Source organism: Streptomyces sp. NPDC031365 (assembly GCF_055569765.1).
Genome location: NZ_JBVIIM010000004.1, coordinates 349,161 through 374,097, shown reverse-complemented (window position 1 = coordinate 374,097; position 24,937 = coordinate 349,161). Strand labels below are relative to the sequence as shown.

At 73.0% G+C, this 24,937-nt stretch carries 22 protein-coding genes; 10 read left to right on the top strand and 12 right to left on the bottom strand.

The window, feature by feature from the left end:
- The first annotated feature begins 95 nt into the window (after positions 1–95).
- Positions 96–467 carry a DUF6479 family protein gene (locus ACZ5C2_RS09630; protein WP_468788387.1) on the top strand — a complete coding sequence of 124 codons (372 nt, stop codon included), beginning with the start codon at positions 96–98 and terminating at the stop codon, positions 465–467.
- Between the two features lies 1 nt (position 468).
- A complete protein-coding gene (locus ACZ5C2_RS09625; RefSeq protein WP_468788385.1) occupies positions 469–936 on the top strand; it encodes a hypothetical protein in 468 nt (155 codons plus the stop codon).
- On the opposite strand, the gene ACZ5C2_RS09620 is transcribed toward ACZ5C2_RS09625, so the two are convergent.
- Both ACZ5C2_RS09620 and ACZ5C2_RS09615 read right to left on the bottom strand, forming a co-directional pair.
- Positions 930–1,112, bottom strand: a complete 183-nt coding sequence (locus ACZ5C2_RS09620) for a hypothetical protein (RefSeq protein ID WP_468788383.1) — start codon at positions 1,110–1,112, stop codon at positions 930–932. The genes ACZ5C2_RS09625 and ACZ5C2_RS09620 overlap by 7 nt on opposite strands.
- 335 nt (positions 1,113–1,447) lie before the next feature.
- Complete coding sequence (locus ACZ5C2_RS09615) at positions 1,448–3,151, bottom strand: glycoside hydrolase family 13 protein (protein WP_468788381.1); 1,704 nt, start codon at positions 3,149–3,151, stop codon at positions 1,448–1,450.
- Positions 3,152–3,593: 442 nt separating this feature from the next.
- Between ACZ5C2_RS09615 and ACZ5C2_RS09610 the strand changes: the two genes are divergently transcribed.
- A complete protein-coding gene (locus ACZ5C2_RS09610) occupies positions 3,594–4,412 on the top strand; it encodes a hypothetical protein (RefSeq protein WP_468788379.1) in 819 nt (272 codons plus the stop codon).
- 20 nt (positions 4,413–4,432) lie between these two features.
- On the opposite strand, the gene ACZ5C2_RS09605 is transcribed toward ACZ5C2_RS09610, so the two are convergent.
- The 3 genes from ACZ5C2_RS09605 to ACZ5C2_RS09595 form a co-directional block, all read right to left on the bottom strand.
- Positions 4,433–4,708 carry a hypothetical protein gene (locus tag ACZ5C2_RS09605; protein WP_468788377.1) on the bottom strand — a complete coding sequence of 92 codons (276 nt, stop codon included), beginning with the start codon at positions 4,706–4,708 and terminating at the stop codon, positions 4,433–4,435.
- Positions 4,709–4,734: 26 nt separating this feature from the next.
- Positions 4,735–5,508, bottom strand: a complete 774-nt coding sequence (locus tag ACZ5C2_RS09600) for a GAF and ANTAR domain-containing protein (RefSeq protein ID WP_468788375.1) — start codon at positions 5,506–5,508, stop codon at positions 4,735–4,737.
- A gap of 343 nt (positions 5,509–5,851) precedes the next feature.
- Complete coding sequence (locus tag ACZ5C2_RS09595; RefSeq protein WP_468788373.1) at positions 5,852–7,195, bottom strand: tetratricopeptide repeat protein; 1,344 nt, start codon at positions 7,193–7,195, stop codon at positions 5,852–5,854.
- A gap of 97 nt (positions 7,196–7,292) precedes the next feature.
- Between ACZ5C2_RS09595 and ACZ5C2_RS09590 the strand changes: the two genes are divergently transcribed.
- A complete protein-coding gene (locus ACZ5C2_RS09590) occupies positions 7,293–7,457 on the top strand; it encodes a hypothetical protein (RefSeq protein ID WP_468788371.1) in 165 nt (54 codons plus the stop codon).
- Between the two features lie 25 nt (positions 7,458–7,482).
- Here ACZ5C2_RS09590 and ACZ5C2_RS09585 read toward each other — a convergent pair whose 3' ends face one another.
- The 5 genes from ACZ5C2_RS09585 to ACZ5C2_RS09565 all read right to left on the bottom strand — a co-directional run bounded on the left by ACZ5C2_RS09585 (position 7,483) and on the right by ACZ5C2_RS09565 (position 14,503).
- A complete protein-coding gene (locus ACZ5C2_RS09585; RefSeq protein WP_468788369.1) occupies positions 7,483–8,880 on the bottom strand; it encodes an extracellular solute-binding protein in 1,398 nt (465 codons plus the stop codon).
- Positions 8,880–11,807, bottom strand: a complete 2,928-nt coding sequence (locus tag ACZ5C2_RS09580; RefSeq protein WP_468788367.1) for a vWA domain-containing protein — start codon at positions 11,805–11,807, stop codon at positions 8,880–8,882. Before ACZ5C2_RS09580 ends, ACZ5C2_RS09585 begins: the two co-directional genes overlap by 1 nt.
- A 4-nt stretch (positions 11,808–11,811) precedes the next feature.
- The gene (locus tag ACZ5C2_RS09575; RefSeq protein ID WP_468788365.1) at positions 11,812–12,174 is read right to left on the bottom strand and encodes an effector-associated constant component EACC1; all 363 of its coding nucleotides are present in this window, start codon (positions 12,172–12,174) and stop codon (positions 11,812–11,814) included.
- A 52-nt stretch (positions 12,175–12,226) separates the two neighbouring features.
- On the bottom strand, positions 12,227–13,306 hold the full coding sequence (locus ACZ5C2_RS09570; RefSeq protein ID WP_468788363.1) for a hypothetical protein: 1,080 nt from the start codon (positions 13,304–13,306) through the stop codon (positions 12,227–12,229).
- A 63-nt stretch (positions 13,307–13,369) separates the two neighbouring features.
- Positions 13,370–14,503 (bottom strand): PP2C family protein-serine/threonine phosphatase, encoded by a 1,134-nt coding sequence (locus tag ACZ5C2_RS09565; RefSeq protein ID WP_468788564.1) that lies wholly within the window; start codon positions 14,501–14,503, stop codon positions 13,370–13,372.
- 215 nt (positions 14,504–14,718) lie between these two features.
- Between ACZ5C2_RS09565 and ACZ5C2_RS09560 the strand changes: the two genes are divergently transcribed.
- The 3 genes from ACZ5C2_RS09560 to ACZ5C2_RS09550 all read left to right on the top strand — a co-directional run bounded on the left by ACZ5C2_RS09560 (position 14,719) and on the right by ACZ5C2_RS09550 (position 17,230).
- Entirely contained in the window at positions 14,719–15,159 is a 441-nt protein-coding gene (locus ACZ5C2_RS09560) for a hypothetical protein (RefSeq protein ID WP_468788361.1), read from the top strand.
- 71 nt (positions 15,160–15,230) lie between these two features.
- Positions 15,231–16,181, top strand: a complete 951-nt coding sequence (locus tag ACZ5C2_RS09555) for a hypothetical protein (protein ID WP_468788359.1) — start codon at positions 15,231–15,233, stop codon at positions 16,179–16,181.
- A gap of 44 nt (positions 16,182–16,225) precedes the next feature.
- Positions 16,226–17,230: an endonuclease/exonuclease/phosphatase family protein gene (locus ACZ5C2_RS09550; protein ID WP_468788357.1), complete on the top strand. Its 1,005-nt coding sequence runs from the start codon at positions 16,226–16,228 to the stop codon at positions 17,228–17,230.
- A gap of 233 nt (positions 17,231–17,463) precedes the next feature.
- Here ACZ5C2_RS09550 and snpA read toward each other — a convergent pair whose 3' ends face one another.
- A complete protein-coding gene (gene snpA, locus ACZ5C2_RS09545) occupies positions 17,464–18,144 on the bottom strand; it encodes a snapalysin (RefSeq protein ID WP_468788355.1) in 681 nt (226 codons plus the stop codon).
- 203 nt (positions 18,145–18,347) lie between these two features.
- On the opposite strand from snpA, the gene ACZ5C2_RS09540 reads away from it, so the two are divergent.
- Positions 18,348–19,313 (top strand): LysR family transcriptional regulator, encoded by a 966-nt coding sequence (locus tag ACZ5C2_RS09540; RefSeq protein WP_468788353.1) that lies wholly within the window; start codon positions 18,348–18,350, stop codon positions 19,311–19,313.
- A 2-nt stretch (positions 19,314–19,315) separates the two neighbouring features.
- Here ACZ5C2_RS09540 and ACZ5C2_RS09535 read toward each other — a convergent pair whose 3' ends face one another.
- A complete protein-coding gene (locus tag ACZ5C2_RS09535) occupies positions 19,316–21,391 on the bottom strand; it encodes a PhoX family protein (RefSeq protein ID WP_468788351.1) in 2,076 nt (691 codons plus the stop codon).
- Positions 21,392–21,668: 277 nt separating this feature from the next.
- Here ACZ5C2_RS09535 and ACZ5C2_RS09530 point away from each other — a divergent pair, with 277 nt between their 5' ends.
- The gene (locus ACZ5C2_RS09530) at positions 21,669–23,210 is read left to right on the top strand and encodes a VWA domain-containing protein (protein ID WP_468788349.1); all 1,542 of its coding nucleotides are present in this window, start codon (positions 21,669–21,671) and stop codon (positions 23,208–23,210) included.
- A gap of 102 nt (positions 23,211–23,312) precedes the next feature.
- Positions 23,313–24,929: a methionine--tRNA ligase gene (metG, locus tag ACZ5C2_RS09525; protein WP_468788347.1), complete on the top strand. Its 1,617-nt coding sequence runs from the start codon at positions 23,313–23,315 to the stop codon at positions 24,927–24,929.
- The last annotated feature ends 8 nt before the right edge of the window (positions 24,930–24,937 follow it).

The following is a 24,937-nucleotide window of genomic DNA, read 5'->3' as shown; positions in this document are numbered from 1 at the left end:
CCCTGCGGAGGCGGTCACGGGGGCAGCCCGACCCTCCCTCGACAATTCAGGCATTCCGGGAGCTTTATCACTATTTCTCATCCATACTCGGAGGCATGAGCACCGCAACGTATGAACTTCTGGCCGTCAGCCAAAACGTGTGGAACGTGACCGCGGCCTTCATCGGCGGGCTGATCGTGGCCGGCGCGCTGATCTGGGCCGTTCGTGTCGGAATGCGGGTCATGGACCAGGAGTCCCCCCGCCCCACCCCCGAGCAACAGCCGAAGCTGCCGGACGGCGGCGCGGTCCACGAGATGCGGGAAATGCGGGAGCCGGACGAGATGCCGCGGGTGGAGCGGAGCGGATCCAGGCTCATGCCCTACGAGATCCATCACTCCGGTTCCAGGACCGGCAAGGACCAGAACCGCAAGCGCTGGCTGCCCGGATCCAGCGGGGCTTTCGGCAGCGGAGGCCCGGGGCACGTCTGAGATGGCGAGCCGACGTAGTGGCGCGGCCGCGGGCGCGGTCGCGCTGACGGCGTTGCTGGCCGGCGCGTTGGCCGGCTGCACCGGCGACGGGGACGGCGCCGAACCGCCCACCGCCTCCGCGGCCTCCCGGGCCACCGAGGCGTGGGAGTCGGCGACGGCCGAGGCCGGGCGCCGGTTCGAGGAGTTCACGCGGGGCTTCGACGTCAAGGACGACGTCACCCTCGGCTCCCCGTCCGTCCCGGTGGACGGCCGCGCATCCGTCGAGGTGACCGTGCGCAACAGTGACGACTCGGCGCGGTCGTTCCTGGTGCAGATCGACTTCAGGGACGCGAACGACGACGTGGTCGACGTGGCCCTGGTGACCGTGGACGACGTGGGTGCGGGTGAGTCCGCGCAGGCCACCGCGCGCAGCTCGCACGACCTGCCCTCCGACGCCCGCCCCGAGGTGGCACGGGCGGTGCGCTACTGACCTACGGTGATCTGGATCTGCCCGCTCGACGCGCTCACCCCGTTCAGGGTGGTCCAGTCGCCCTCGCGGGCCCAGCGGGTGATCACCGGCCGCCCTTCCAGCGGCACACCGTCCGCGTCCGCGAGCCGCAGGACACAGCCGCCCAGCCGGGTTCCCGGCACCGCGTCGGCGGGCACCGCCAGAACGAACGGGAAGGCTCCGTCCCGCCACGGCCGCCGCGGACGGGCCCACCGGGGCGCGGGCGACCGACCCCGTCGCGGGCTCCCGTGCCACCCCATCCCGTGCCCACCCCGGTCCGGACCGGCCGGTCGGCCGCACAAGCTGCCCCTCGGCGCCCCCTCCCGCATACCCCCGGAGAGCCCTCCCCCGCACCCACCCCGACATGGCCCCCGAAGGGCGCCGACGGGAAATCTCACCTCGCCGGCCCGCTCCGGCCCGTCGGGGCGGGCCGCAGGGCCGCAGGGCCGCAGGGCCACGATGGCGACGGCGGGGTGGGGCGGGCACCGTGCGGTCAGTGGCTGAGCCATGCCGTCGTGTCAGGGCCGAGGCGGCCGTCCTCCAGGGGTGTGCTGGTCAGCAGGACCTCGCCGGCCGGGAGGGAGACGGGGTCGGGGGACAGGTTGGTCACGCAGCGCCAGCCGTCACCGCGGTCGAACCGCAGGACACCGGCCGGGGTGTCCTCCGCCCAGGTCAGCGTCTCGTCGGCCAGGAGTTTGCGGCGCAGCCGCAGGGCCGTGCGGTACAGCTCCAGGGTCGAACCCGCCACCCCGTCCTGCGCCTCGACGGCGTACGCGGCGAACGAGGACGGCTGCGGCAGCCAGGCACCGCCCGCCCCGAAGCCGTACGACGGGCCGGTGGTCGTCCACGGCAGTGGCACCCGGCATCCGTCGCGGCCCTTGCGGACGTGCCCCGTCTGTTCCCAGATCGGGTCCTGGAGGACCTCGGTGGACAGGTCGGCGACCTCGGGCAGGCCGAGTTCCTCACCCTGGTAGACGTACGCCGAGCCGGGCAGCGCCAGCATCAGCAGGGTGGCCGCCCGGGCCCGGCGCAGTCCGGCGTCCAGGTCGACGGCGGGGGCATGACCGCCCGACAGCAGCCAGGCGTTCTCGTCGGTGCCCGGCGGGAGCATCAGCCGGGAGGCGTGACGGATCACGTCGTGGTTGGAGAGCACCCAGGTCGCCGAGGCACCGGCCGCGTGCGCGGTCGCGAGCGAGTCGGTGATGACCCGGCGCAGCTCCCGCGCGTCCCACGGGGTTTGCAGGTACTCGAAGTTGAAGGCCTGGCCCAGCTCGTCCGGGCGTGCGTACAGGGCGCGCCGGGCGCCGGGGACCCATGCCTCGGCGACGGCCATCCGGGGTGGCGAGTAGGCGTCGAGGATCTTGCGCCAGTCGCGGTAGATCTCGTGCACCTCGTCGCGGTCGTAGAAGGGGTGGGTGCCGGGCGCGAACCCGGCGAGGGCGGTCTCACCGCCCGCCGCGTGATCGCCGAGGTCGCGCAGCGGCTCGCTCAGGTCCTTGGTGAGGGCGTGCGCCACGTCGATCCGGAAGCCGTCCACACCCCGGTCGGACCAGAACCGCAGGGTGGCGCGGTAGTCGTCGCGGACGTCCTGGTGCCCCCAGTCGAGGTCGGGCTGCTCGGCGGCGAAGAGGTGCAGGTACCACTGCCCGTCCGGAACCCGCTGCCAGGCACTGCCGCCGAACACGGACTGCCAGTCGGTGGGCGGCAGCTCGCCCCGCTCCCCCCGGCCGTCACGGAAGACGTAGCGGTCGCGGGCGGGTGAGCCGGGGCCGGCCCGCAGCGCTTCCTGGAACCAGACGTGCTGGTGGGAGGTGTGGTTGGGGACGATGTCGACGATCACCTTCAGGCCGAGTCGATGGGCCTCGCCGACCAGGGCGTCGAAGTCGTCGAGGGTGCCCAGGCGAGGATCGACGTCGCGCGGGTCGGCGACGTCGTAGCCGCCATCGGCGAGTTCGGAGGGATAGAACGGGCTCAGCCACAGGGCGTCCACGCCGAGGGCGGCGAGGTGGGTGAGGCGCCGGGTGATGCCGCGCAGGTCACCGAGTCCGTCGCCGTCGCCGTCGGCGAAGCTGCGGGGGTAGACCTGGTAGACGACGGCCTGCCGCCACCAGTCGGGGTTCCGGGAGGAGAGATCGGGCGTGGCGTCGGGTGCGGGGTGCGGCGGCCGGGCGTCGGACGTGGGGGTGCGGTCGGTCACACGATCTCCTCTGGGTGCGTGCGGGTGACGGCGGGAATCTGTCCACACCAACCTAAAAGTGAACACACGGATTGAACGGAATCATCCATTCCCGAAATGGTCATATGAGGGACATGGCGTAACCCTCCTCGCATCACCGCAGGTTGCGGATGGGGTGTAGTGATCAACGGGAAGTCGCACTGTGGCCCCTGTGACCGGTGTGCCCGGTGTTTCCTCGACCACTTCACCCCAACCCGGCACGGCCGGCCGCCCCCGGGCTGCGCGCGATGTGCTCCTGACGGAAGCACGCAGCGCCCGTCCGCGGACTCCCGGCGCCTGGGCATCCGCCGGCACGGTCACCTCTCACCCAAACGGCTCGCCGCGCTGGTGGGGCGTCCGGCTCGGTGGTGCCGTAAAGAGCACGTCCGCTCGTGGACGGCCCGGTCCCCCAGGAGGCACCCCGATGACTCATGCCCTGGCCGCCGCCCGCGCCCTCGCCGCCTCCGCGCTGTCGGTGACGGCCCTGCTCACCACGGCCGCGTGCATGGCGGACACCCGGGACGTGCCCCGCCCACTGCCCGAGGGCGTCTCCCAGCCCCCGGAGCCGACGGTGTCCGCGTCCACGTCCTCCGCCGCTTCCGCCGGCGAGCGGCCCGCACCGTCCCCGCCCGCGCTGGGCGAGGCACAGCTGCGGGAGGCACTGATCACCGAGACGGACCTGGGGGAGCCGTGGATGACCAGCCGGGGTGCGGCGACCTGGCGGGACGGACTGCTCAAGGGGACCACCGACCACCCCGACTGCCGCCGCCTCCTCGACGTCCTCTACACCGAGGAGCTCTTCGGCACCCCGTCCGGCCCGCGCGCCACGGTCGCCCTCGACGACACCTACAACGACACCCAGCTGCGCTACCAGATCGCCGCGTACCGTCCGGCCGACGTGGACCGCGTGCTGACCTGGCTGGGCACCCTGCCCGAGAAGTGCGCGCGCTTCCGGGCGACGACCGTCCGGGCCGGCAACCAGACCGTCGAGGTGACGCGGCTCCCGCTCCCGGAGGCGGGCGACACCCGGTCCGGCCTGCGCCTGCGCATGACCGGGGAGGCCTCCGACGGAGTACGGACCTCCTTCGCCGTGGACGTCGCGGCGGTCCGCGTCGGCGAGGAAACGATCACCCTCACCAACGGTGGCTTCGGCGCGGTCCTGCCGGAGGTCACCCAGGCGGCGACCCAGCTCGGCGCGGACCGCCTGGCGGAAATCGGCCGCCAGGGACGCGTACAGATCTGAAGACGGTGGGGCCGCCGGGTTCAGCCCAGGCGGTCCACGGCCTGTTTGGCCTCGAGCAGGTCCGCGCCCGTGGTCTCGCGGTACAGCTTGATCGCCTGGATCTGCTTGCCCCGGCGGACCAGGCCGACGATCTCGTCCCTTCTCGGGATCTCCTCCTCAAGCCCCAAGTGGCCCAAAACCAAGTCGAGTTTGCGCTCGATGCGGGCGGCGCGGCGGTCGGCACGGGAGAGACGGCTCTGGACCGTCATCATGCCGAGGATCACGACGGAGGTGAGGAAGAGGATGGCTATGTCCATGGTCGCCCACCCTAAGTGGCCCGCGCTCAGGAGGCGTCGAAGCGACGACGTTGGGAAACGACGTCCAGGGCCACCTCGAGGGCCGTGCGGCCACGGGCGAAGGCGTCGCCGCGCAGGCGGGCCAGGGCCTCGTCGGCGCCGATGCCGAGCTGGACCATGATCATGCCGACGGCCTGGTGGACGCGGTCGTGCTCGGCGGCCAGACCGCCGAGCCAGGGTTCGTCCCCGTCCGGAAGGCCGTACGGCAGGTCCATCAGCGCCACCGTCATGACGCCGGCGACGACCCGGGCCGTGTGGAGCTGGCGGGCGGTGAGTCCGCCGGGCGTGTCGCGGTACAGGTCGAGGGTGCCGACGCAGACGTCGCCGCTGCCGAGGGGGAGCGCGTACACGGCCCGGACACCGGCGCCGAGCGCTTGCTGCGCGAAGACGGGCCAGCGGTGGGTGCAGTCGTCGTCGGCGAGGTCGCGGGTGAGCACGGGGCGGCGGGTCTCCAGGACGTGGCGGCAGGGGCCCTCGCCCAACGTCGCCTGGAGCTGGGCGAGATGCGCTGCGTGCGTGCTGGACGCGGCGAGCTGTACGGGCAACCCGTCACCGCGCAGGGACACGCTGGCGCCGTTCACCGGCAGCAGGGCGACGGCCACGGCGCAGAGCCGTCCCGGTGCGGCGGCGGGCCCGGCCCCGCGCAGCCCCGTCGCGATCGCCTCGGCAACCTGCTCGTACGCCCCGCCACCGGTACCCCGGCCCGGGTGGTCCGGTCCCGGCCCCGGTCCCCCAGGGTCGTCCCTGGGCCGCACGCCCACCGCCTCCCGTTCACGTCCGAAAGCGCCCCCCGACTACCCTCCCAGCCGTCCCCGAAACGCCGCGCCGCGCCGCCCCGAGCCGGGGCGGGGCGGGGCGGGCGGGGTGAGCCAGGGGACGGCAGGTGAGGCGGATCCCCAGCCTTTACGCCGGGGACGGCCGGGGCCGGTGACGCACTCCGGAAGACGGACCGGAGGCCGGCCGGCGAACCGGCCAGAGGCGGGCGGAAGGTCGACGGGGGGACAGGCCGGCGGTAGGCCGGGGACAGGCCTGGCGGAGGCAAGCCGGCGACGAGCCGACCGGAAGTGGGCCGGAGATCGGCCAGGGACGGGCCGGAGGTGGGGGTCATATCTGGGGGTGGGCCGGGGCCGGGCCCAAGGTGGTCGTGCCCGGGGCTGTGCGGTGGCCCAGGCCGGTGCGGTAGGCGTCCAGGGCCGCTTCGATGCGGCCGGTGCGGCGCAGGAGGTCGCCGAGGAGGCGGCACAGGTCGGCCAGGTCACCGGCGGCGCCCGCACGCTCCAGCAGGCTCATCGCGCGGACGTAGTGCTCCTCCGCCTCTTCGGGCCGGCGGGCGTCCTCGGCGATGATGCCGAGCAGTCGGTGCGCGGCCGCCGCGTGCACGGCGCCCCGCTCGGAGGACAGCCCGCCGAGCACGTCCCGCAGCAGGGCCGCCGCCTCCCGCGAACGGCCACGCCGGTGCAGTACGTCGGCCAGCTCGACCGTCAGCTGACTGCTGTAGAGGGCCGCGCGGGTGGCGGACAGCATGTCCAGCGCCTCGCGCATCTCCTCCTCGGCACGCTCCAGTTCGCCGTTCTGCGCGTACACGTACCCGCGCATCCAGTGGCAGTTGGCCAGTTCGGTGCGCAGTCGCAGCCCCCGGTACAGCTCCGCCGCCTTGACCAGCGACGCGTCCGCCTCGGCCAGACGGCCCTCGGCGAGCAGCGTGCGGGCGACGGAGCGGTGCATGCGTGCCACCAGCGCCGGGTCGCCGGACTGCGGCGCGAGCGCCAGCGCGAACTCCGCCGCCTGCGCGGCCCGCACGTGCGCGCCCATGTCCATGTACGGCCCGATCACGCTGGCGTAGAGCAGCACCAGCGCGTCCGGGTCGTGCAGGCCGCCCCGGTTCAGCTCGTCGAGCGTGGACTCCAGCAGGTAGACCGCGTACCGCAGTTCCCCCGCGAGGTAGTGCGCGACGGCCCGCCCGCGCAGCGCCGGCACCCGGGCGGTCAGCGGCGCGTCAGCAAGCCGGGCCTCGGACTGCTCGAAGTACTGGCGGCCCTCGGCCAGCTCGCCGGTCTCCAGCGCGCACTCCCCGAGCCCGAGCAACGCGGCGGCCTGCTCCGCGGCCAGTCCGTGCGACTCCGCCTCGGCGAGCAGCCCGTTGTACTGCTCCACCGCGGCCCCGGCCTCACCGACGGCGAGCGTGCGCTGCGCCTCGGTCAGCCGCAGCCGCAACTCGGTCACCAGCCGGGCCGGACGTCCGGTCGCCAGTTCGTCGAACTCGACTCCCAGCCGGTCGGCGAGATGGCGCAGCGCGTCGTCGGAGGGACGCACCCGTCCGGCTTCCAGCGTGGAGATGTACGCGGGCGTGTACACCGGCTCGGCCAGCTGTTTCTGGGTCAGGCCGCGCTCCACGCGCAACCGCTGCACCCGGCGCCCGATGGTCCCCTGCTCGTCCCGCTCCCCCATGCCAACTCCCCCAGTGACTCTTGCCGTTCGTGTCCGGCAGCCCTTAGGTTAAACCGCGTATTAAACCTGCTTAACCCATCGCTGTTGCGAGGTCGCCGTGCTGGGACGCACACGCACCACCGAGCGTTACGCCCGAGGCTTCGCCGCGGCCGTCACCGCGGTCGCGGCGCTGGTCCTGGCGGCGAACGCGGGCCCGGCCAAGGCCGCCGATCCCGAGCCGGACCGGCAGACCGCCGTGCCCGTGGAAGCGGCGGTGCGGTAGGGGCGGTGCGGCGCGGCGGCACCCGTCAGCCGGGCAGCGCCCTGCGCAGTGCCTCGTCCAGCCGCTCCGCCAGCGCCTCGTCGCCCGGCGGATCGTCACCGAGGAGCGGGCCGAGCTGGGCGGTGAGCGTCTGGGTGAACGCCCCGTACAGCGGGGTCCTCGGCCGGTGCACCGCGTCGCGCAGGGCCTCCTTCAGAATGCTGTCGGCGTAGAGAGGACGGCCGTCCTCGTCGCGCGGCACCTGGTCGGCGCCCTCGCCCCTGGGTGACACGGACGGCGCGGCGGTGACCGTCGTGCAGCGCTCCCCGTCCTCGTAGGCCGAGGTCCGGGTCGCCGCGAACCCCGCCTCCAGCAGACACCGTTCGCTCTGCCTTCCGGTGAGGAACCGGATCAGGTCGGCCGCCTTGTCGGGCCGCGGCGACGCCTTGGTCACCGCGAGGTTCTGCCCGCCGAGCACCGCCCTCCCGGGCAGCGGGGCCACCCCGAGCTGCTTCTCGGTGAACGTCCTGAAGAGCGCCGGATACGCGTACGGCCAGTGCCGCAGGAACGCCGTACGCCCCTCGGCGAAGTCGCTCAGCGAGGCCGCCTCGTCGGAGCGGCCGGCGTCCTGGAGGGTGTACGGCGGATCGGTGCGCCGGCGCAGCTCCGCGATCCCCTCGGCCAGCTCCTCGACGGTCCCCGTGTAGTGGCCCTCCTCGTCGACCAGCGCGAAGTCCTCCACCGCGGACGCGAACGCCTCCACCGCGTTGACCGTACGTCCCTCGTACGCGGCCAGCTGGGTCGTCCAGCCCTTGCGGTAGGCGCCCCGGTCCAGACGGGCGTCGAGGGCCTCGACGAGGTCCTGCAGCTGCCCCCAGGTGAGACCGTCGCGCGGGTCGGGCCGCTCGACATCGGCCTGCTCCAGATAGTCGCGCCGGTAGTACAGCAGGCCGACATCGCTGTTGAACGGCGCCGCGTACACCTTGCCGTCCCACCGGGCCGTACCGGCCACGGACGGGATGACGTCACGGTCGACCAGGTCCTCCGGCAGCTCCCTGATCAGCCCGGCCGCGGCGAACTCCGGCACCCAGGTGACGTCCAGGTTGACCACGTCGTAGTCGGCGCTGCGGGACTGCAGCGCGCCGAGCAGCTGGCTGCGCTGCTCGTCGGCGCTGCCCGGCAGCTCCACCAGCCGGGCCTGGAACTGCGATCCGGCCCGCTGCTCACGCAGGTTCCAGGCCTCGATGAGCTGTTGGCGTACGCCGTTCTTGCCGGTGACGTCCCGGCCGCTGACGACGACGATCGTGCCGTGCACGTCCCGCGCGTCGGTCGAGGCCGGCCCACCGCCCCCGTCCCCGCCACCGGTGCAGGCGGCCAGCACCAGCAGCAGCGACAGCAGCACGGCGAACCGTCGGACCACCGGCCCTCCCCCCGCTCCGGCCATCAGCCCTCCCCCGTTCCGGCGCGGGCGACCTCGTCAAGGAGGTCCGCGCCCAGATCGTCACCGGCGTCCAGGCAGCGACCGCCGCTCACCTCGGCGATCCGGTGGTCCGGCCGGTCCGGATCGCAGCCCCCGCTCTGCAGGGACACCACCGTCACCGGGACGCCGGAGGTGCGCGCCCGGTCGAGGAGACCGTCCAGGCGCCTGCCGGTCAGCCGGTCGTTGTCCTCGCCGTCGGTGAGGTGCACGATCAGCTGCGGCCGTCCGTCGTCGGCCGCGCGGCCCTTCATCTCGTCGAGCGCGGCGAGCAGCGCCGCGTGCGGATCGGCCTCGGCGTCCCGGACCCGGGCGCCTGCGCCGACGGCGCGCTCGGCGTCGGCCCGCCGGTGCACGGCGAGGTCCAGGAGCGTTTCGTACGGACGGTCGCCGGTGCCCGCCACCGCCCACACCCCGTACTCGTCCCGACCGCCCAGTCCGCCCAGCGACTGCCGCAGCAGCCCGGGGCCGCCGCTCGGCCCTTCCCACCGGCCGGCCATCGAACCGGAGCTGTCCAGCAGGAACAGCACCCGCCCGGGACCACCGGCGTCCTGGTAGGCGCGCAGCGCCCGGGTCATCGCGTCCCGGCCGGCCGACTCGTCGAGCGGAGTGGGCGCGCTCAGCAATCCGTGTTCGGTGACCTCGCTCCGGTCCAGCAGTTCCCGGCTGTCCGCGGCACGGAAGCCGTCCCGGGCGAAGACCGCCCGGCCCCCCTCACCGGTCAGCCAGTCGCGGAAGCCGGCCACCGACGCGTCCCGGGCCTCCTCGTCGCGGTCGGCGCCCCGCCAGCGGACCCGCACGAACACCGGCTCCACGCCGGGGACGTCCTGCGGGTACTGGGCCATACGCGGGCTGCGCGTGGAGTGGTCGCAGCCGACGCCGCTGAGCAGCAGGAACTCCGGGACGAGGGCCGCGGTGCGGTCGTCCACGGCATCGTTGTCCGGCAGCGTGCACAGCAGCTCGGCGGCCGTGGGGGAGGGCGACCCGAACTGGGCGACCATCTCTTCCCCCCGGGAGACGCCACTCGCCTGCGCGCCGTACAGGCCGACCGTGGCGAGCAGTCCCACGTCCGTGAACTCCGGGTCGGGACGGTGCACGGCGGCGTCCTCGTGCAGCGCGGTGAGGTCGTCGATCATCTCGGTCAGGGAGAGGCCGGTACGGTCCTGCAGGGCCTCGGAGGCCATGGCGTGCGGGACGGCGAGCACGACGGGGGAGTAGGCGAGCGGCTCCTCGTCGGGTTCCAGGACGGCGACGGCGTCCGTGTCCCGGCCGTCCACGGCCCGGTCGGCGTCGGCACGGGAGGCGGGGATCCAGACGTCCGGCTGCGGGCCGATGTCCCGCTGTGGGTTGACGTCCTCGTCGTGGGGTTCGTGCCAGGCGCCCGACCGGCTGTGCAGGGCACCGACCACGTCGGACGAACCCGCGCTGTAGACGGTGACGCCGGTGCGCCGGCAGCCGTCGCCGGTGGTGTTCTCGTCGGAGGTGAGATAGGCGTCGGCGGCGGCACGGACGGTCGGTTCCAGATCCGGGTCGGTCAGCACCCTCAGTTCCAGCGCCGGAACGCAGGGGGCGCCGTCGGCGCCGATGACCCCGGTGAGGCCGTAGCCTCCGAGGCCGAGGAGTCCGGCGGCGAACACGGCCGGGAGGACGACGCGGAGCGCGGTTCGCCGGCCGGGCTCTCCTGCCCGGCGCCCGCCGGAGCCCTGGCCCGACGTCCCACCGGGAGTGCCCTCGGACGTCCCGCCCGACGTCCCACCGGGGGCGCCCTCGGACATCCCGCCCTGAGCCCCGCCCTGAGGCCCGCCCGGTATCCCGTCCCCGGGCCGGCCCTCCGGCTTGGACGCGCCCTTGCCCGGGCTTCCCGACGGGTTTTGCGAACCGGGCAGCCGGGAGCGGACCGTACGGGAGACGAAGGCGCGTAACCGGCCGAGGAGCGCGGGAAGGCCAAGGGGCCGCAGGGACGTCCGGGCACCCGACCGCCCCTCCTGGTGTTCCTCTCCGGAGCCGCCGGCAGGCGGAAGTTTCGGCCCGACGGGCACGGTCTCCACGCGACCACCGCCGGATCCGGGCGCGTCCCCGTCACCTTCCGCCACACCCGTGCCCCCGGCCGGCTCCACCACGACGGGTCCCGGACGCGGCGCGACCCGTACCGCCTTCCGCGTCAGCAGCACATCCACGCCGTGCTCCGTCCGCAGCCGCGGCACCCACGGCTCACCGCGCACCGTGCGGTGACCGAGCGCGGCCATCCGTGCCCGCAGCGGCTCGATGAGTTCCGACAGTCGCGCCCCGCCGTCCGCCCTCCCCTCGAGCAGCGCCGCGAGTTCGGTGGTGAACGGTGTCGGCGTCGTCGGGTCGCCCGCGTCGATGCGGTTGTTGGCCTGCACGCTCATCAGCAGCAGCACCCGCGACTTCTCGCGGAAGCTCTCCAGGACCCAGGCGGCGTTGCCCGCGAAGCAACAGTCGAGGATCACCACGATCCGCCGGGCCGGGCTGGTCGTCAGCACCGTCAGTACGGTCGTCAACGTCTCCGCGCCGGGGAACACGGTCCGTTCGCCCGCGAACACCCGGGCGTTGCGCATCTGCAGGAACAGCTCGTCGGCCGCGCTGGGGATGGCGCCGTGTCCGGCGAAGTAGAGCAGCAACACCCCCTCCGCCTCATGCGCCGCCGCTCCGAGCGCCCGGCCGAAGTCGTCCAGGGACGGCGAGTGGGCGACCCTGATCTCCCGCTCGCCGAAGGCCCCGCCGCGCTCCAGCACCTCGCGCATCCGGTTCACGTTGTGCTTGACCGCGGGGAGGTCGCCGGGCACTCCGTGCGGCGGCTCGGTGAAGTCGTACTCCGACACGCCGACCAGCAGCGCCCGGTTCACCCGCTCGCGCGGGCCGTGGGGGGTCACCGGCCTACCTGTCGTCGACGTTCACCGGTTCGACTTCCGCGTCCGGCGGATCGCCGGCCTCGACGGCGGCCCGATTGGCGCGCCAGGCCGACACCGCCCGCTTGACCTGTTCCAGCAGCTCCTGGAAGAACACGGCCGCGCCCGCCCCCGTGACGACGAGGACGATCTCCGTGCCGACACCCATCGGGGCACCGGTGCCGTCCGGCCTGGGCCGTTCGTGGATCCGTAACTCGCCGGCGTGCACCCGTTCGTCGAGCGGTTGCTCCCGCTCCAGCCACATGCGCAGCGCCCCGATGTCTCTCTCGGTCGCCGTCCCGTCCAGGCGTACGCGAATACCCTGGTTGGCCACACCGTCCCCCTCAGCCATGACTCACCATCATGGCATCGCGGTCGCCCGCTGGGGAGGGTTCGTACGTCACTCAGCTCTGTGTCTGCAACTGCCGCAGCTGGCGGCGCACATGGTCCAGCGCACCCTCCTGCCGGCCGGGCACACGGCCCCGCAGCTCGGCCAGCATTGCGCCGAGTTCACGGGCGTGGACCGGGTCGTCGATCCGGCCCCACTGGTGGTGTGCCCGGTCCACGGCGGCCTCGACGGCGGGCGCGTCCACCGGCTGCCCCGCGGCCAGCCGCGTCGTGGCCACCGACAGCCAGGTACGGCAACTGCGCGCGGCGTCCCCGGCCAGCATCGCCAGATCCGCCCGGACCTCGCTCCAGTGCATCGCCTCCTCGGAGACGGGCCCATGGGCGAGACGGGCCGCCTGCTCAAGCCGCGCGGCGAGCGCGTCGGCGTCCTCGTGCCGGCCGGAGCGCACGGCGGCGGTGACGGCCGCGTGCGGATCGCCCGGGAGCGGCCCGTGCCGCTCCAGCACCAGACCGGTGCCCGCGCTCTCCGGCGCGATCCGGGCCAGCGCCCGCTGGTGCAGTTCCTCCACCGGTGGCCGCCGTCCACTGCGCAGAATCGTGGCGACCGCCTTCATGTACGCCGGTGCCGCGACCGTACGACGGGACGGCGGCGGTGCGATGTGCCCGTACACGGCGTTGTCCCGGCCGACGTCCAGCGGGTCCGGGCCCGCCGGCCGCGGCGCGCACAGCGACTGCCAGGTCTCCGCGTCGGTGTGCAGATCGAGGATCAGGGTCGTCGCGCCCGCCGGACGCAGCCGCAGTTCCTCCCGGAACCAGTGCCAGGGCAGCGCCGTGTACCGCACGGTGGACGCGGTGGTCCGGGCCAGCGCCAGGTGCGGCAGCCGCTGTCGGCGGTCGAGCTGGAGCTGGCCGGCGACGTACACGGTCAGGGGTCCCGGGGCGGCGGCGGCCGCGCGCAGCCGGGTCAGTACGGCCTGCGGCTGGAGCGGGTCGGCGAGTTCGACGACGTTCGCGGTGTCGGTGCCGGACAGCACGGAGGGCGGTACCGCGGCGAGGACCGGGAGCACGGACGCCGCGTCCACCAGCCGCCCGCGGCCCAGCGGTGCGGCCGCCAGCAGCAGCACGGTTCCGGGCATGGTCCCCTCCCCTGTCGATCAGCTACGGCAGCACGGTATCCGCTGCGGCCGCAAAGGGTGGGGTCAGTACCGTGAACGTCCCCCTTCGTGCCCTTCGCGACCCGTCGTGCGGGTGCGCCGCACCGCGAAGGCCGTGGTGTCGTCGGCCAGATGGCCCCGGCAGTGCCGCAGCGTGCCGTCCCGTACGAAGGCGACCAGCCGGGCCGGTGCGGCGATCCGCGGGTCCGCCGCCACCGCGCGGGAGACGTGCTCGGCGAGCCGGTAGAAGCGTCCGTCGGCGTCCCGTGCCTCGGTCACCCCGTCCGTGACCAGCAGCAGCGTCTCGTCGGCGGCCAGCGGCAACCGGCGCGTCCGCGGCGGCGCCCCGGGGGCGAGGTCGCGGTAACCGAGCGGAAGCCCTCCCGCGACCGGCAGGATCCGTACGCCACCGGGGCCGACGGCCAGCGGGGGTTCGTGGCCGAAGACGACGGCGTCCACGGCATCGTCGCGGCCCGCCGGGAAGCCGAGCAGTACGGCGGTGGCGAACCGGTCGCCGTCGGCCCGGCCGACCGCGGTGGTGTACTCGCGGTGGCGCACCATCCGGTCCTCCAGCCGGTCGGCGACGCCCATCAGCTCCGGCTCGTGGTAGCCGGCCTCCCGGAACGCGCCCAGCAGCACCGCCGCCGTCTCCACCGCGCCCAGCCCCTTGCCCTGCACGTCACCGACGAAGACACGGGTGCCGTGCGGGCCCGGCTGGATGTCGTAGAAGTCGCCGCCCACCCGGGCCTGGGCGTCCGCGGTGAGATAGACCCCGGCGTGCTCCAGGCCGCCCCAGCCGGGCGGCAGGGGACGCAGCACGGTCTGGCGGACGGTGTCGGTGACGTCCCGCATGTGCAGGGCGCGGCGCTCACCGCGCACCCGCACCACACAGGCCAGCGTGGCGAGGACGCCGCCGGTGATGACGAGGATGAAGTCCGCCAGCCCCGCCTGGAACTGGTGCGGCCAGGCACTGTCGACCATGGTGTAGGCGACGATCGCCAGGACGGCGAACAGGGACGTGCCCCACACCCCGCAGATCGCGGCGGCGATGCCGGGCACCAGCACGATCCAGGAGATGGTCCGGAACTCGCCGCCGGTGTTGTAGTCGATCACCACGATGGTCACGAGCAGGAGCAGGGGCGGGACCCAGGCGACGCTGCGGCCTCTGACCCGGAGCATCTCGTGCCGGTGCACGACATCCCGGCGGCCGGCCCGCGGGTACCGGTCGTGCAGGCCGTATCCCCCGCTGTCCGGACTCACCGCCCCAGCGAAACACGGGGACGTGCGGCCCGCATCCGGTCCCCGGGGACCGCCGGGGACCGCCCGGCCGACTTGCCGACGGACCCCGGCGGGTGTGCCCTGGTAGGCGGGGGCGAGGAGAGAGGAGTGCTCTCATGGCGCACGCGGCACCCCGGTCCCGGCGAGCGATCGAGCGGGGCGGCACGACGGACGTCTTCAGCGGGCGGGCCCACAAGGCGGCGCTGGTCGCGCTTCCCGTCCTCCTCGGGCTCGTGTACGGCTTCTGGGCGGCGGCCAACCGGCGCTACGGCGGGCCCATCACCGGCTGGAACCTCCTGTTCGGCTTCCTCACCGCGCTCGTGTTCGCCGTGGTCCTCATGGCGCTCCTGGCCGTGGCCCCGAAGCTGCGGCGCGAGGTGCACGCGGTGGTGTGGGCGGCCTTCGGCGGCATCGCGGTCGGCTTCCTCTTCAGCCAGTCCGGCGGCAGCGTCCTGCGCTCCACGGCACTGGCGCTGGGGGTCGCGGCAGGCGTCTTCGGCGTGATGTTCTACCGCTTCTACACACGCGAGGACGCCCAGGGCCACCGCACCACCTGACGCCGCGGGCCCACCGCCCGTTCGGGCCCCCAGCACTCGCGCACGCGGCCTCATGCACCTTGCCTGGAGTCGTGGTCCCCCGTGACGAACCCGAACCCCGCCGCACACGGCTGCGCAACACCCTCTCCGCAACCCTCGTCGCCCTCGCCTGCCTCCTCGCCCCCTGCGGCACCCTCGCCGCCTGGGCGGCGTTCGGTCTGGCCGACACCGGCCGTTACGTCAGCGCCATGGCACCCCTGGCCACCGACCCGGCCGTACGCGACGCGGTGGCCGACGCCGTAGGGGACGCGGTCGTACAGGAACTGGCCCCGGAAACCGCATCACCGGCGGATGCCACCCTCGCCCCGTTCGTACGCGACGCGGTCCACTCCTTCACCCGCACCGAAGCGTTCCGCACCGCGTGGGACGCGGGAAACAGAGCCGTCCACGACGCCGTCCTGCACGCCCTGCGCGACGACGTGACCCCACGGGGCCCGGTCACCGTGGACCTCGCACCCGTCACCACGCAGGTAAGACAGCGGCTCACCGTCGACCACATGCCCTACGCCCACCGCATCCCCGTCGAACACACCGAGGTCGCGGTGGTTCCGGCCGAGGAGGTGGCCGGACTCCGAAGGGGGTACCACGTGCTGGACGCCGCCGCGTTCTGGCTGCCGCTCTCGGCCGTCGTCCTCGCCGTCACCGGGATCGCCGTCGCCGCCTGCCGCCGCCGCGCACTCACCGCCACCGGACTGGGCACGGCGCTGGGCGGCGCCCTCCTGGCCCTCGCGGTCACCGTCGGCCGCCGGATCACCCTGGCCGACCTGCCCGACCGCCTCCACCGCCCGGCCGCGGCCGCGATCTACGACGCCCTCACCGCCACCCTGCGCACCGCGTCCTGGCTGCTGCTCGCGCTGGGCCTGACCGTGGCCCTGGCCTCCTGGCTGACCGGCCGCCACGCAACCGGCCGCGCATCCCCGTCCCCCGCGACCGCCCCGGACAGCCGTCACCGGCAACCGCCCGCCACGCTCCCTCGTCTCTGAGGGAGGATTCGGGGCATCGCACCCGTGAGCGGAAGGCCGGAACGTTGAACACTGCCACTGCCGACCCGACGGTCACGGGCGACGGGAGCGGACGGCGGCCCGGGGGAGGGCGACGGTTCGGTGCCTGGTGTGCGGGGCTGCTGTTCGCCGGGGTGAGCGCGGTCGTCGGCTGCCGCACCGCCGACACCGACGGCATCACCCCCGTGCCCCAACTGCTCGCCTTCCTGCCGTGGCTGCTCGTTCCCACCGCCGCCGGCCTGCTGTTCACCCTGCTCGCCCGCTGGTGGACCGGCGCGGTGTGGGGGGTGGCCCTGCTCGGTCTGCTGGCCTGGTTCATCGAGCCGTACGGCAAGACCGGTGATCCCGCGGGGCCGCCCGTCGCCGAGCTGCGGGTGCTGACCTCCAACGTGGAGTTCGGACAGGCCACCGACGCGCTGATCGACGCCGTACGCCGCGAGAAACCGGACATCGTGTTCGTCCAGGAGTGCGAGTACACCTGCGACGCGGCCCTGAAGCGGGAGCTCGCGGACTCCCATCCGCACCGGCAGGCCGTGGAGGGCGGCGGCTCCGAGGGCTCGGTCATCCTCAGCCGCTTCCCGCTCGAGGCCACCGACGGCGTCCCCGGCACCATGGGCATGCCCGGCGCCGTGGCCGACGTCGACGGGCACACCGTACGGCTCCAGCTCGCCCATCCCATGCCGCCGCTGCCCGAGCAGGTCCGCCTGTGGCAGCGGGAGCTCGGCCGGCTGCGCGACGCGGCCGCCGCCGCCCCGGACACCCCGGCCGTGCTCGCCGGGGACTTCAACGCCTCGCAGGACCACGCGGCGTTCCGCCGCATCCTCGACACCGGTCTGCGCGACGCGGCCCGTCTCGACGGCGCCGACCGGACCCCGACGTGGCCGACCCGCACCACGCCGGCCTTCGGCACGCAGATCGACCACGTCCTGGTGTCCGAGGAGTTCGCCGCGAACCGGGCCCGCTTCCTCGACCTCCCCGGCACCGACCACCGCGCACTGGTCGTCGACCTGACCCTGCACCGCGGAACGTAGCCGAGGCGCGGGGCCCGACTGCGGGCGGTCCCGCCCCGCGTCCGACTGCGGCCAATCGTGCCGCTGGGGGTACCTCCCAGGCCCTTGAGGCACTGGGGGAGGCACGGGTGGGCGCGGCGGCACCCCGCAAACGCCGGGCTGCGCCACACCCCCCGGACCGCCACCACACCGTGCACCTGGCGGACTCCAGGCGCCGGTAACCGGGACCCCGGCTACCGGCTACCGGCTACCGGCTACCGCGAGGACTTCTGCAACGCCTTCTCCGCCTTGTCCAGCGCCGCGGCGAACCCGTTCGCCCACAGCTGGTTCACCCGCGACCGCTCCGTGGAGTTGGGGTAGGCGTTGGTGCAGGACGGCCCGGGACCGCCCCCGGACATCAGCTCGCTGCAGGGCCCCGAGTAGTGGTCCGGCAGACCGAGCACATGGCCCGTCTCGTGCGCGGTCACCCGCGTCGAGTCGTACGTCTGGTTCTGCCGGTAGTCGAGGAAGATGTACCCCCGCCCGTGCCCGTCCGTGGAGGCGTACGAGCCGCGCGAGTCGTTGCCCTCGTAGTACGAGAAGTCGGCGCCCGACGTGCCCGCCTGGAGTCTCACGTTCGAGACCGAGCTGTTCCAGATCTGCGTGCTCCGGGCTATCTGCGTGGCGAACGAGGGCGCCCGGGAGGCGTTGTACACGACGGTGACGGCCGCCGCGCCCGACGGGCTGGCGGCCCGCTTCTCGGCCGCCGACTTCAGCACGGCCTCGAAGAACGCGCGGTTGGCCGCGGCCTCCTCCGAGGAACCGTCGTACGCGGCGAACGACGCGGCGGCGTCGAGGGGGGCGGGGGCCGCCGTGGCCGGGGTGGCGCCGAGGCCGAGAGCGGTGACGCTCAGGCCGGCGGCGGTGAGCACGGACAGGGGAAGGCGCATGCGCATCGATGACTCCTAGAGGTGGGGGTTGAGCCACGTGTCATCGGTGAGTGTCCGTGCCCGTACGGTCGGTGTGATGATGGCAACCGGTGATAGGACCGCCCTATCGCCGGACTCCGGCCAAGCGGTCCCGGCCGCCCGACTCCGCCTGAACGGACGGGGTTTGTGTGTCTGGTGAAACCTGAACTTCCGCCTTACCCTCCCAGGGCATGGAGCTCGAGGTCAGGCACCTCAGGGCGCTGTGCGCGATCGCCGACACCGGCAGTCTGCACCGCGCCGCACGTCAACTCGGCGTGGCTCAGCCCTCGTTGAGCACGCAGCTGCGGCGCATCGAACAGGAGCTGGGCGGCGCCCTGTTCGTGCGTGCGCGCACCGGCTGCCGCCCCACCCCACTGGGCCGGCTGGTGCTCAGCCGTGCCCGCCCGCTCGTCACCGAGCTGCGCTCCCTGGTCACCGAGGCCCGCGCCGCCGCCGTCGGCGACCGGCAGCTGCGCATCGGCTCCACCGCCAGCCGGGCACTGGCCGGCTGGCTGCGCCGACTGCGCCGGCACTGGCAGGAACCCACCCTGCACATGGACGTCTCCGCCAACGCCCTGCTGCGCATGGTCGCCGACGGCCAACTCGACGTGGCCTTCGTGCACCAGGTCGAAGGCTGCCCGCTGCGCGTCCCCGAGGGCCTGCGCACCCGGGTCCTCATCGAGCGCGAGCCGCAGTTCGTGTCCCTGCCTGCCGACCATCCGGCCGCCGCGCATCCGGTCGTCCACCTGTCCGACCTGGCCGGCGACCGGTGGATGATCGACCCGGCGGTCGACGGCGAGTGGGACGCCGTACGCCGTGTCCTGCACGCCGCCGGGATCAGCCCGCGCGTGCTGCACGGCGACTATCACACCGCCGCGTCGCTGGTCGCCATCGGCGAGGTCGTCACCGTGTGCCAGCCGACCTCGCCCTCCCGCCCCGAGACGGCGGTCCGCCGGCTGTACGGCGATCCGCTCGGCGTGCAGCTGCTGCTGGCGGCCCGCACGGACACGGAGCTGGAGGGCGTCTACCCCGACCTGGCCGACGCGTACCGGGAGGTGGCACGCCAGGTACCGGCGTACCGGGAGTGGCTGGAGGAGCTGGAGGAGCTGGAGGAGCTGGTGCCCGGCCCCGGCCCCAGCCTCTCCCCGTCCGGCTGACGTCAGACGCCGATGTCCCGCCCGTCCGCGCGCCACACCGCGACCACGGCCGGACGGACGTACGTGCCGGGCCCGTCGGGCCAGGTGCTGGCGGGCGTGTCGACGGTCGCCCCGTCCACCTCGCCCGGGTGCTGCACGGCGACCAGCACCCGGCGGTCCTGGATGACCGGGCCGCAGGTCTCCGCACCCGTCGGCACGGTCAGGAACTGCTTCAGCTCACCGCGCCGGTCCCCGCGCGTGGCGACGCCGAAGAGGCCGTCGTGGGAGCCGAGGGCGCTGCCGTCGGTGGAGATCCACAGGTTGCCGTGGTCGTCGAAGGCGAGGTTGTCCGGGCAGGAGATCGGGCTGACGGAGTCCTTCGGGAAACCCGCGAAGTACGTCGCCGGATCCTCCGGGTCGCCCGCGACCAGGAACAGCGACCAGGCGAAGCGGGTGCTCTCCGGCCGGTTCCAGCGCTCGGTCAGCTCCAGCACATGACCGTGCTTGTTGGCGTGGCGCGGGTTGGCCTCGTCCGCCTTGGGGTTGGCGTCGACACCGCGCCGGGAGTTGTTGGTGAGGGCGACGTACACCTTGCCGGTGACCGGGTTGGGCTCGATGTCCTCCGGCCGGTCCATCTTGGTGGCACCCACCTTGTCACCGGCGAGGCGTGTGAAGACGAAGACCTCCTCGGCGGTCATGCCCTCCACGTGCGAGACGGCGCCGTCGGCGGTCGCGGTGGCCAGCGGGATCCACTGACCGCTGCCGTCGAACTCGCCGTCCTTCGGCAGCTTGCCCGTCCCGTCGATCTCGATGGCGGGCGAGTCACCGGTCAGCCTGGCGACGTACAGCGTGCCCTCGTCGAGCAGCGAGAGATTGTGCTCGCGGGCCCAGCGGCTGCTGCCGTGCCGCATCCGCTTGCTGCCCACGAACTTGTAGAAGTAGTCGAACCGCTCGTCGTCCCCGGTGTAGACGACCGGACGCCCGTCGTGCGTCAGCCGCACGGTCGCCGCCTCGTGCTTGAACCGGCCGAGCGCGGTGTGCTTGCGCGGGGTGGAGTCGGGGTCGTACGGGTCGAGCTCGACGACGTAGCCGAACCGGTGCGCCTCGTTCGGCTCCTGGGCGAGGTCGAACCGCTTGTCGAACCGCTCCCACTTGCGCTCGGTGCCGCCGCTGCCGATCCCGTACCGCTTGTCGGTCGCGCTGCTGCCGTGGGCGAAGTACTGGTTGAAGTTCTCCTCGCCGTGCAGGGTCGTGCCCCACGGGGTGGTGCCGCCGGCGCAGTTGTTGAGGGTGCCGAGCACCTTGGTGCCGCTGGGGTCGGTGGAGGTCTTCACCAGGTCGGACCCGGCGGCGGGCCCGGTGAGCCGGAACTCGGAGGTGGCGGTGAGCCGCCGGTTGAGGTGGTGCCGGGTGACGGGCGTCAGCTTGCCGTTCCCGCGCTCCTCCTCGACGGCGACCACGGCGAGCCCGTGCGCGGCCCAGGCGATCTCCACCTGCTCGCGGGTGGGGTTCTCCGGGTCGTAGTCGCGGAACATGAGCATCTCGTCGGTGTACTCGTGGTTGGCGACGAGCAGCTGCCGGCCGCGCTCCCCGCGCAGCGGCAGCAGCGAGAGGTAGTCGCAGTTGTACCCGAACTGTCCGGCCTGCGCCCTGGCGCTCTGCCGCTCCGGGTCGAAAGCGGGCGCACCGCGCAGGATGGGCTCGCCCCAGCGGATGACGACGTTCTGCCGGTAACCCTCCGGCACGGTGACGGCGTCGGTCGTGTTGGGCGCGACGGGCGTGAACCGCAGACCGCGGGCGCCCTTGGGGGTGTGGTGAGGGCCGCGGCGCTTGGCGGCGGGCGCCGCCTGCGCCTCGGGCGCGGCCGCGATGCCGACCGCCCCGGCGCCGGCCGCGGCGACGGTCACGACGGCGGCGGCGCGCATCATGGACCGGCGGCTGAGGGCGCCGGCGATCACGTCACCGACGTACTCGTTGGAGCTGGTGTTGGGCACCTCGTGGAAACAGGCGTCACCACACCGGAAACGACAAGTCATGGCGGACCGCCCGCCAGGGTGCGAACCGGACGGCGTTCCGATCAACGGCAGCAGCTTTCGCACGTATTTTCTCCTTGGATGCCCGTGGTGTCAGCGTGACGGTAGGAGCACATATGTGCGGCAGCCGGGCGCCCTGATGAACGGCGAGTGAACCTGCGGCAGCATTAAGGAAGTTGCACCGAGTGAGCCGAAACCTTCACCGGCAGGCCGGATCGCGCTCTTGACATATACGATTCCGCAAACCCCACCCTGCCCAAGATCGCCCTTGCGGGCCGCTAACCTTACGTGTCCGTCCTGGCCAGGGATTGACGGGCATCAACTCACGCGAAGGGTTGCGCACATGGGCATTCTCACTCTCCTGCGGAACGCGTTCGGACGGTCACGCAAAGCGAGCACCACCGAAGCGGAGGGTGCGGCGCAGGCCGCCGAGCCGAAGGAAACGGCCGCTCCGACATCGCCCGAACCGGCTCCGGAGCCCGCCGCGAGCACACCGACGATTCCCTCCCCGTCCGCGGAACCGAACCCGGCGCCGGCGTCCGCCGCGCCCTCGGTCCCGGAACCCCGCGGAGACGAACACGACCTCGTCAGCGCCGCATTCGACAAGATCACGGTCCCCGAGCCCACCGGCTCGGACGACCCCCCGTCCCCCACCACGGCGAAGGCCCCCGCCCCGGAACCGGAAGCAACCCCCGAGCCGACCCCCGAGCCCGAGGCCGAGACAAAGCCCGAACCGGAGCCGGCCCCGGAGCCGGAGTCAGCCCCGGAGCCGGAGGCGAAAGCCGAGACGAAGGCTGAGCCGGAGGCCGAGGCGGAGCCGGAAACGAAGGCCACCCCGGAGCCGGAGCCGGAGACCGAGGCGGGAGCCGAGACGGAGCCGGAGACGAAGGCCAAGCCGGAGCCCACTCCGGAGCCGGAGACAAAGCCCGAGACCAAGACCGAGACCGAGCCCGAGGCAGCGGCCAAGCCGGAAGCGGAAGCAAAGCCGGAAACAAAGGCGAAGCCCGAGCCGGAGCCGGAGCCGGAAGCGAAGGCCGAACCCGAACCGGAGGCGAAGGCGGAGCCCGAACCGGAGGCGGCCCCCGAGCCCGCCCCCGCCCCCGCCCCCGCAGCCGAGGGCTCACCCGCAGCCGCCGACGGCGAGGACGCCCCACAGGGGCCACCCGCACCCGACGACGAAAGCCGCACGGGTGGTGCGGGTGGGAACGAATCCCCGGCCGAAGGCGAAGCCGAGGCCGAACCCCCTGCCCAGCCCAATGCAATGCTCCTCACCCCCGCCTACAAGGCCGCGACCACAGCCCTCGAGAAGAACGACCTCACCGGCACCCGCGCCAAGGTCTACCTCGTACTCGACCGCTCCGCGTCCATGCGCCCGTACTACAAGGACGGCTCGGCCCAGGCCCTCGGCGAGCAGACCCTCGCCCTCGCCGCCCACCTCGACACCGAGGCCACCGTCCACGTCACCTTCTTCTCCACCGAACTCGACGGCACCGGCGAGCTGACCCTCACCGACCACGAGAACAAGATCGACGAGCTGCACGCCGGGCTCGGCCGCATGGGCCGTACCAGCTACCACGCCGCCGTCGAGGCGGTCCTCGCGCAGCACGCCAACGAGGAGGCCGGCACCCCCGCCCTGGTGGTCTTCCAGACCGACGGCGCCCCCGACGCCAAGACCCCCGCCACCCAGGCCCTCACCGACGCGGCGAAGAACCACCCCAACGTGTTCTTCTCCTTCGTCGCCTTCGGTGAGCACGACAACAAGGCCTTCGACTACCTCCGCAAACTGAAGACGGAGAACACCTCCTTCTTCCACGCGGGCCCCTCCCCCCGCGAGCTCACGGACAAGGAGCTGTACGAGGGCGTGCTGGCCTCCTGGCGCCCGTAACCCCGGCCTCACCCCTCACCACCCCTCGGGGGGCGGACGGATCCCGTCCGCCCCCCGAAACGCGTGTGAGCCGCCCCCCGCCGGGCCAGTAGGATTTCGACCATGGCGGCCACTGGATCAGAGAAGCAGGGAGCGAAGGCGTACTACGTCTCGACCCCCATTTACTACGTCAACGACGCTCCTCACCTGGGCCACGCCTATACGACCGTCGCAGGCGACGTGCTCACCCGCTGGCACCGCCAGCGCGGCGAGAAGGTGTGGTACCTCACCGGCACGGACGAGCACGGTCAGAAGATCATGCGCACGGCCGAGGCCAACGGGGTCACCCCGCAGGCCTGGGCCGACAAGCTCGTCACGGAGGCCTGGAAGCCCCTGTGGGAGCACCTCGACATCGCGAACGACGACTTCATCCGCACCACACAGAAGCGGCACACCGACCGCGTCCAGGAGTTCGTGCAGGACCTGTACGACAAGGACGAGATCTACAAGGGCGGCTACGAGGGCCCGTACTGCGTGGGCTGCGAGGAGTACAAGCTCCCCGGCGAGCTGCTCGACGGCGAGGGCGAGTACGCGGGCCAGAAGCTGTGCCCGATCCACAAGAAGCCGGTGGAGATCCTCAGCGAGGAGAACTACTTCTTCAAGCTCAGCGAGTACAGCGAGAAGCTGCTCGCCCACTACGAGGCCAACCCCGGCTTCATCCAGCCCGAGTCCGCGCGCAACGAGGTCGTGAACTTCGTCCGCCAGGGCCTCCAGGACCTCTCCATCTCCCGCTCGACGTTCGACTGGGGCGTGCCGGTCCCGTGGGACGACAAGCACGTCATCTACGTGTGGATCGACGCGCTGCTGAACTACGCCACCGCCGTCGGCTACAACGAGAACCCGGAGAAGTTCGAGTCGACGTTCCCCGCCGACGTCCACCTGGTCGGCAAGGACATCCTCCGCTTCCACGCGATCATCTGGCCGGCGATGCTGATGGCGCAGGGCCTCCCCCTGCCCGGGAAGATCGCCGCGAACGGCTGGCTGATGGTCGGCGGCGAGAAGATGAGCAAGTCCAACCTGACCGGCATCAAGCCGCAGGACCTGACCTCGCACTTCGGCGTGGACGCGTACCGCTGGTACTTCCTGCGCGCGATCGCCTTCGGCCAGGACGGCAGCTTCTCCTGGGAGGACTTCTCGGCCCGCTACACCAGCGAGCTGGCGAACGACTACGGCAACCTCGCCTCCCGCGTGGCGGCGATGGTCGGCAAGTACTTCGGCGGCGAGCTGCCGGCGTCGGCGGCCGACGGCGACGCGGAGCAGGCGATCCACGACGGCCTGACCAAGGCCGTCACGGAAGCGGACCGCAAGATCGGCGACGAGGTGGACTTCCAGGGCGGCATCCTGGCCGTCTTCGACTTCGTGAAGCAGGTCAACGGCTACATCACGGAGCAGGAGCCGTGGAAGGTCGCCAAGGACACCTCCGACGAGGGCAGGGCCCGCCTGGCGACGATCCTCTACACGGCCGCGGAGTCCCTCCGCGCGGTGGCCGTCCTCCTCAACCCGGTCATGCCGGAAACCTCCCAGAAGCTCTGGGACTCCCTCGGCGCGGACGCGTCCCTCGGAGCACTCGCCGACCAGAAGATCAGTGAGGTCGCCGACTGGGGCCGACTGCCCGCCGGCTCGACGGTCACCAAGGGCGCGGTGCTGTTCCCCCGTCTCGAGGAGAAGCCGACCGCATAGGACGTATC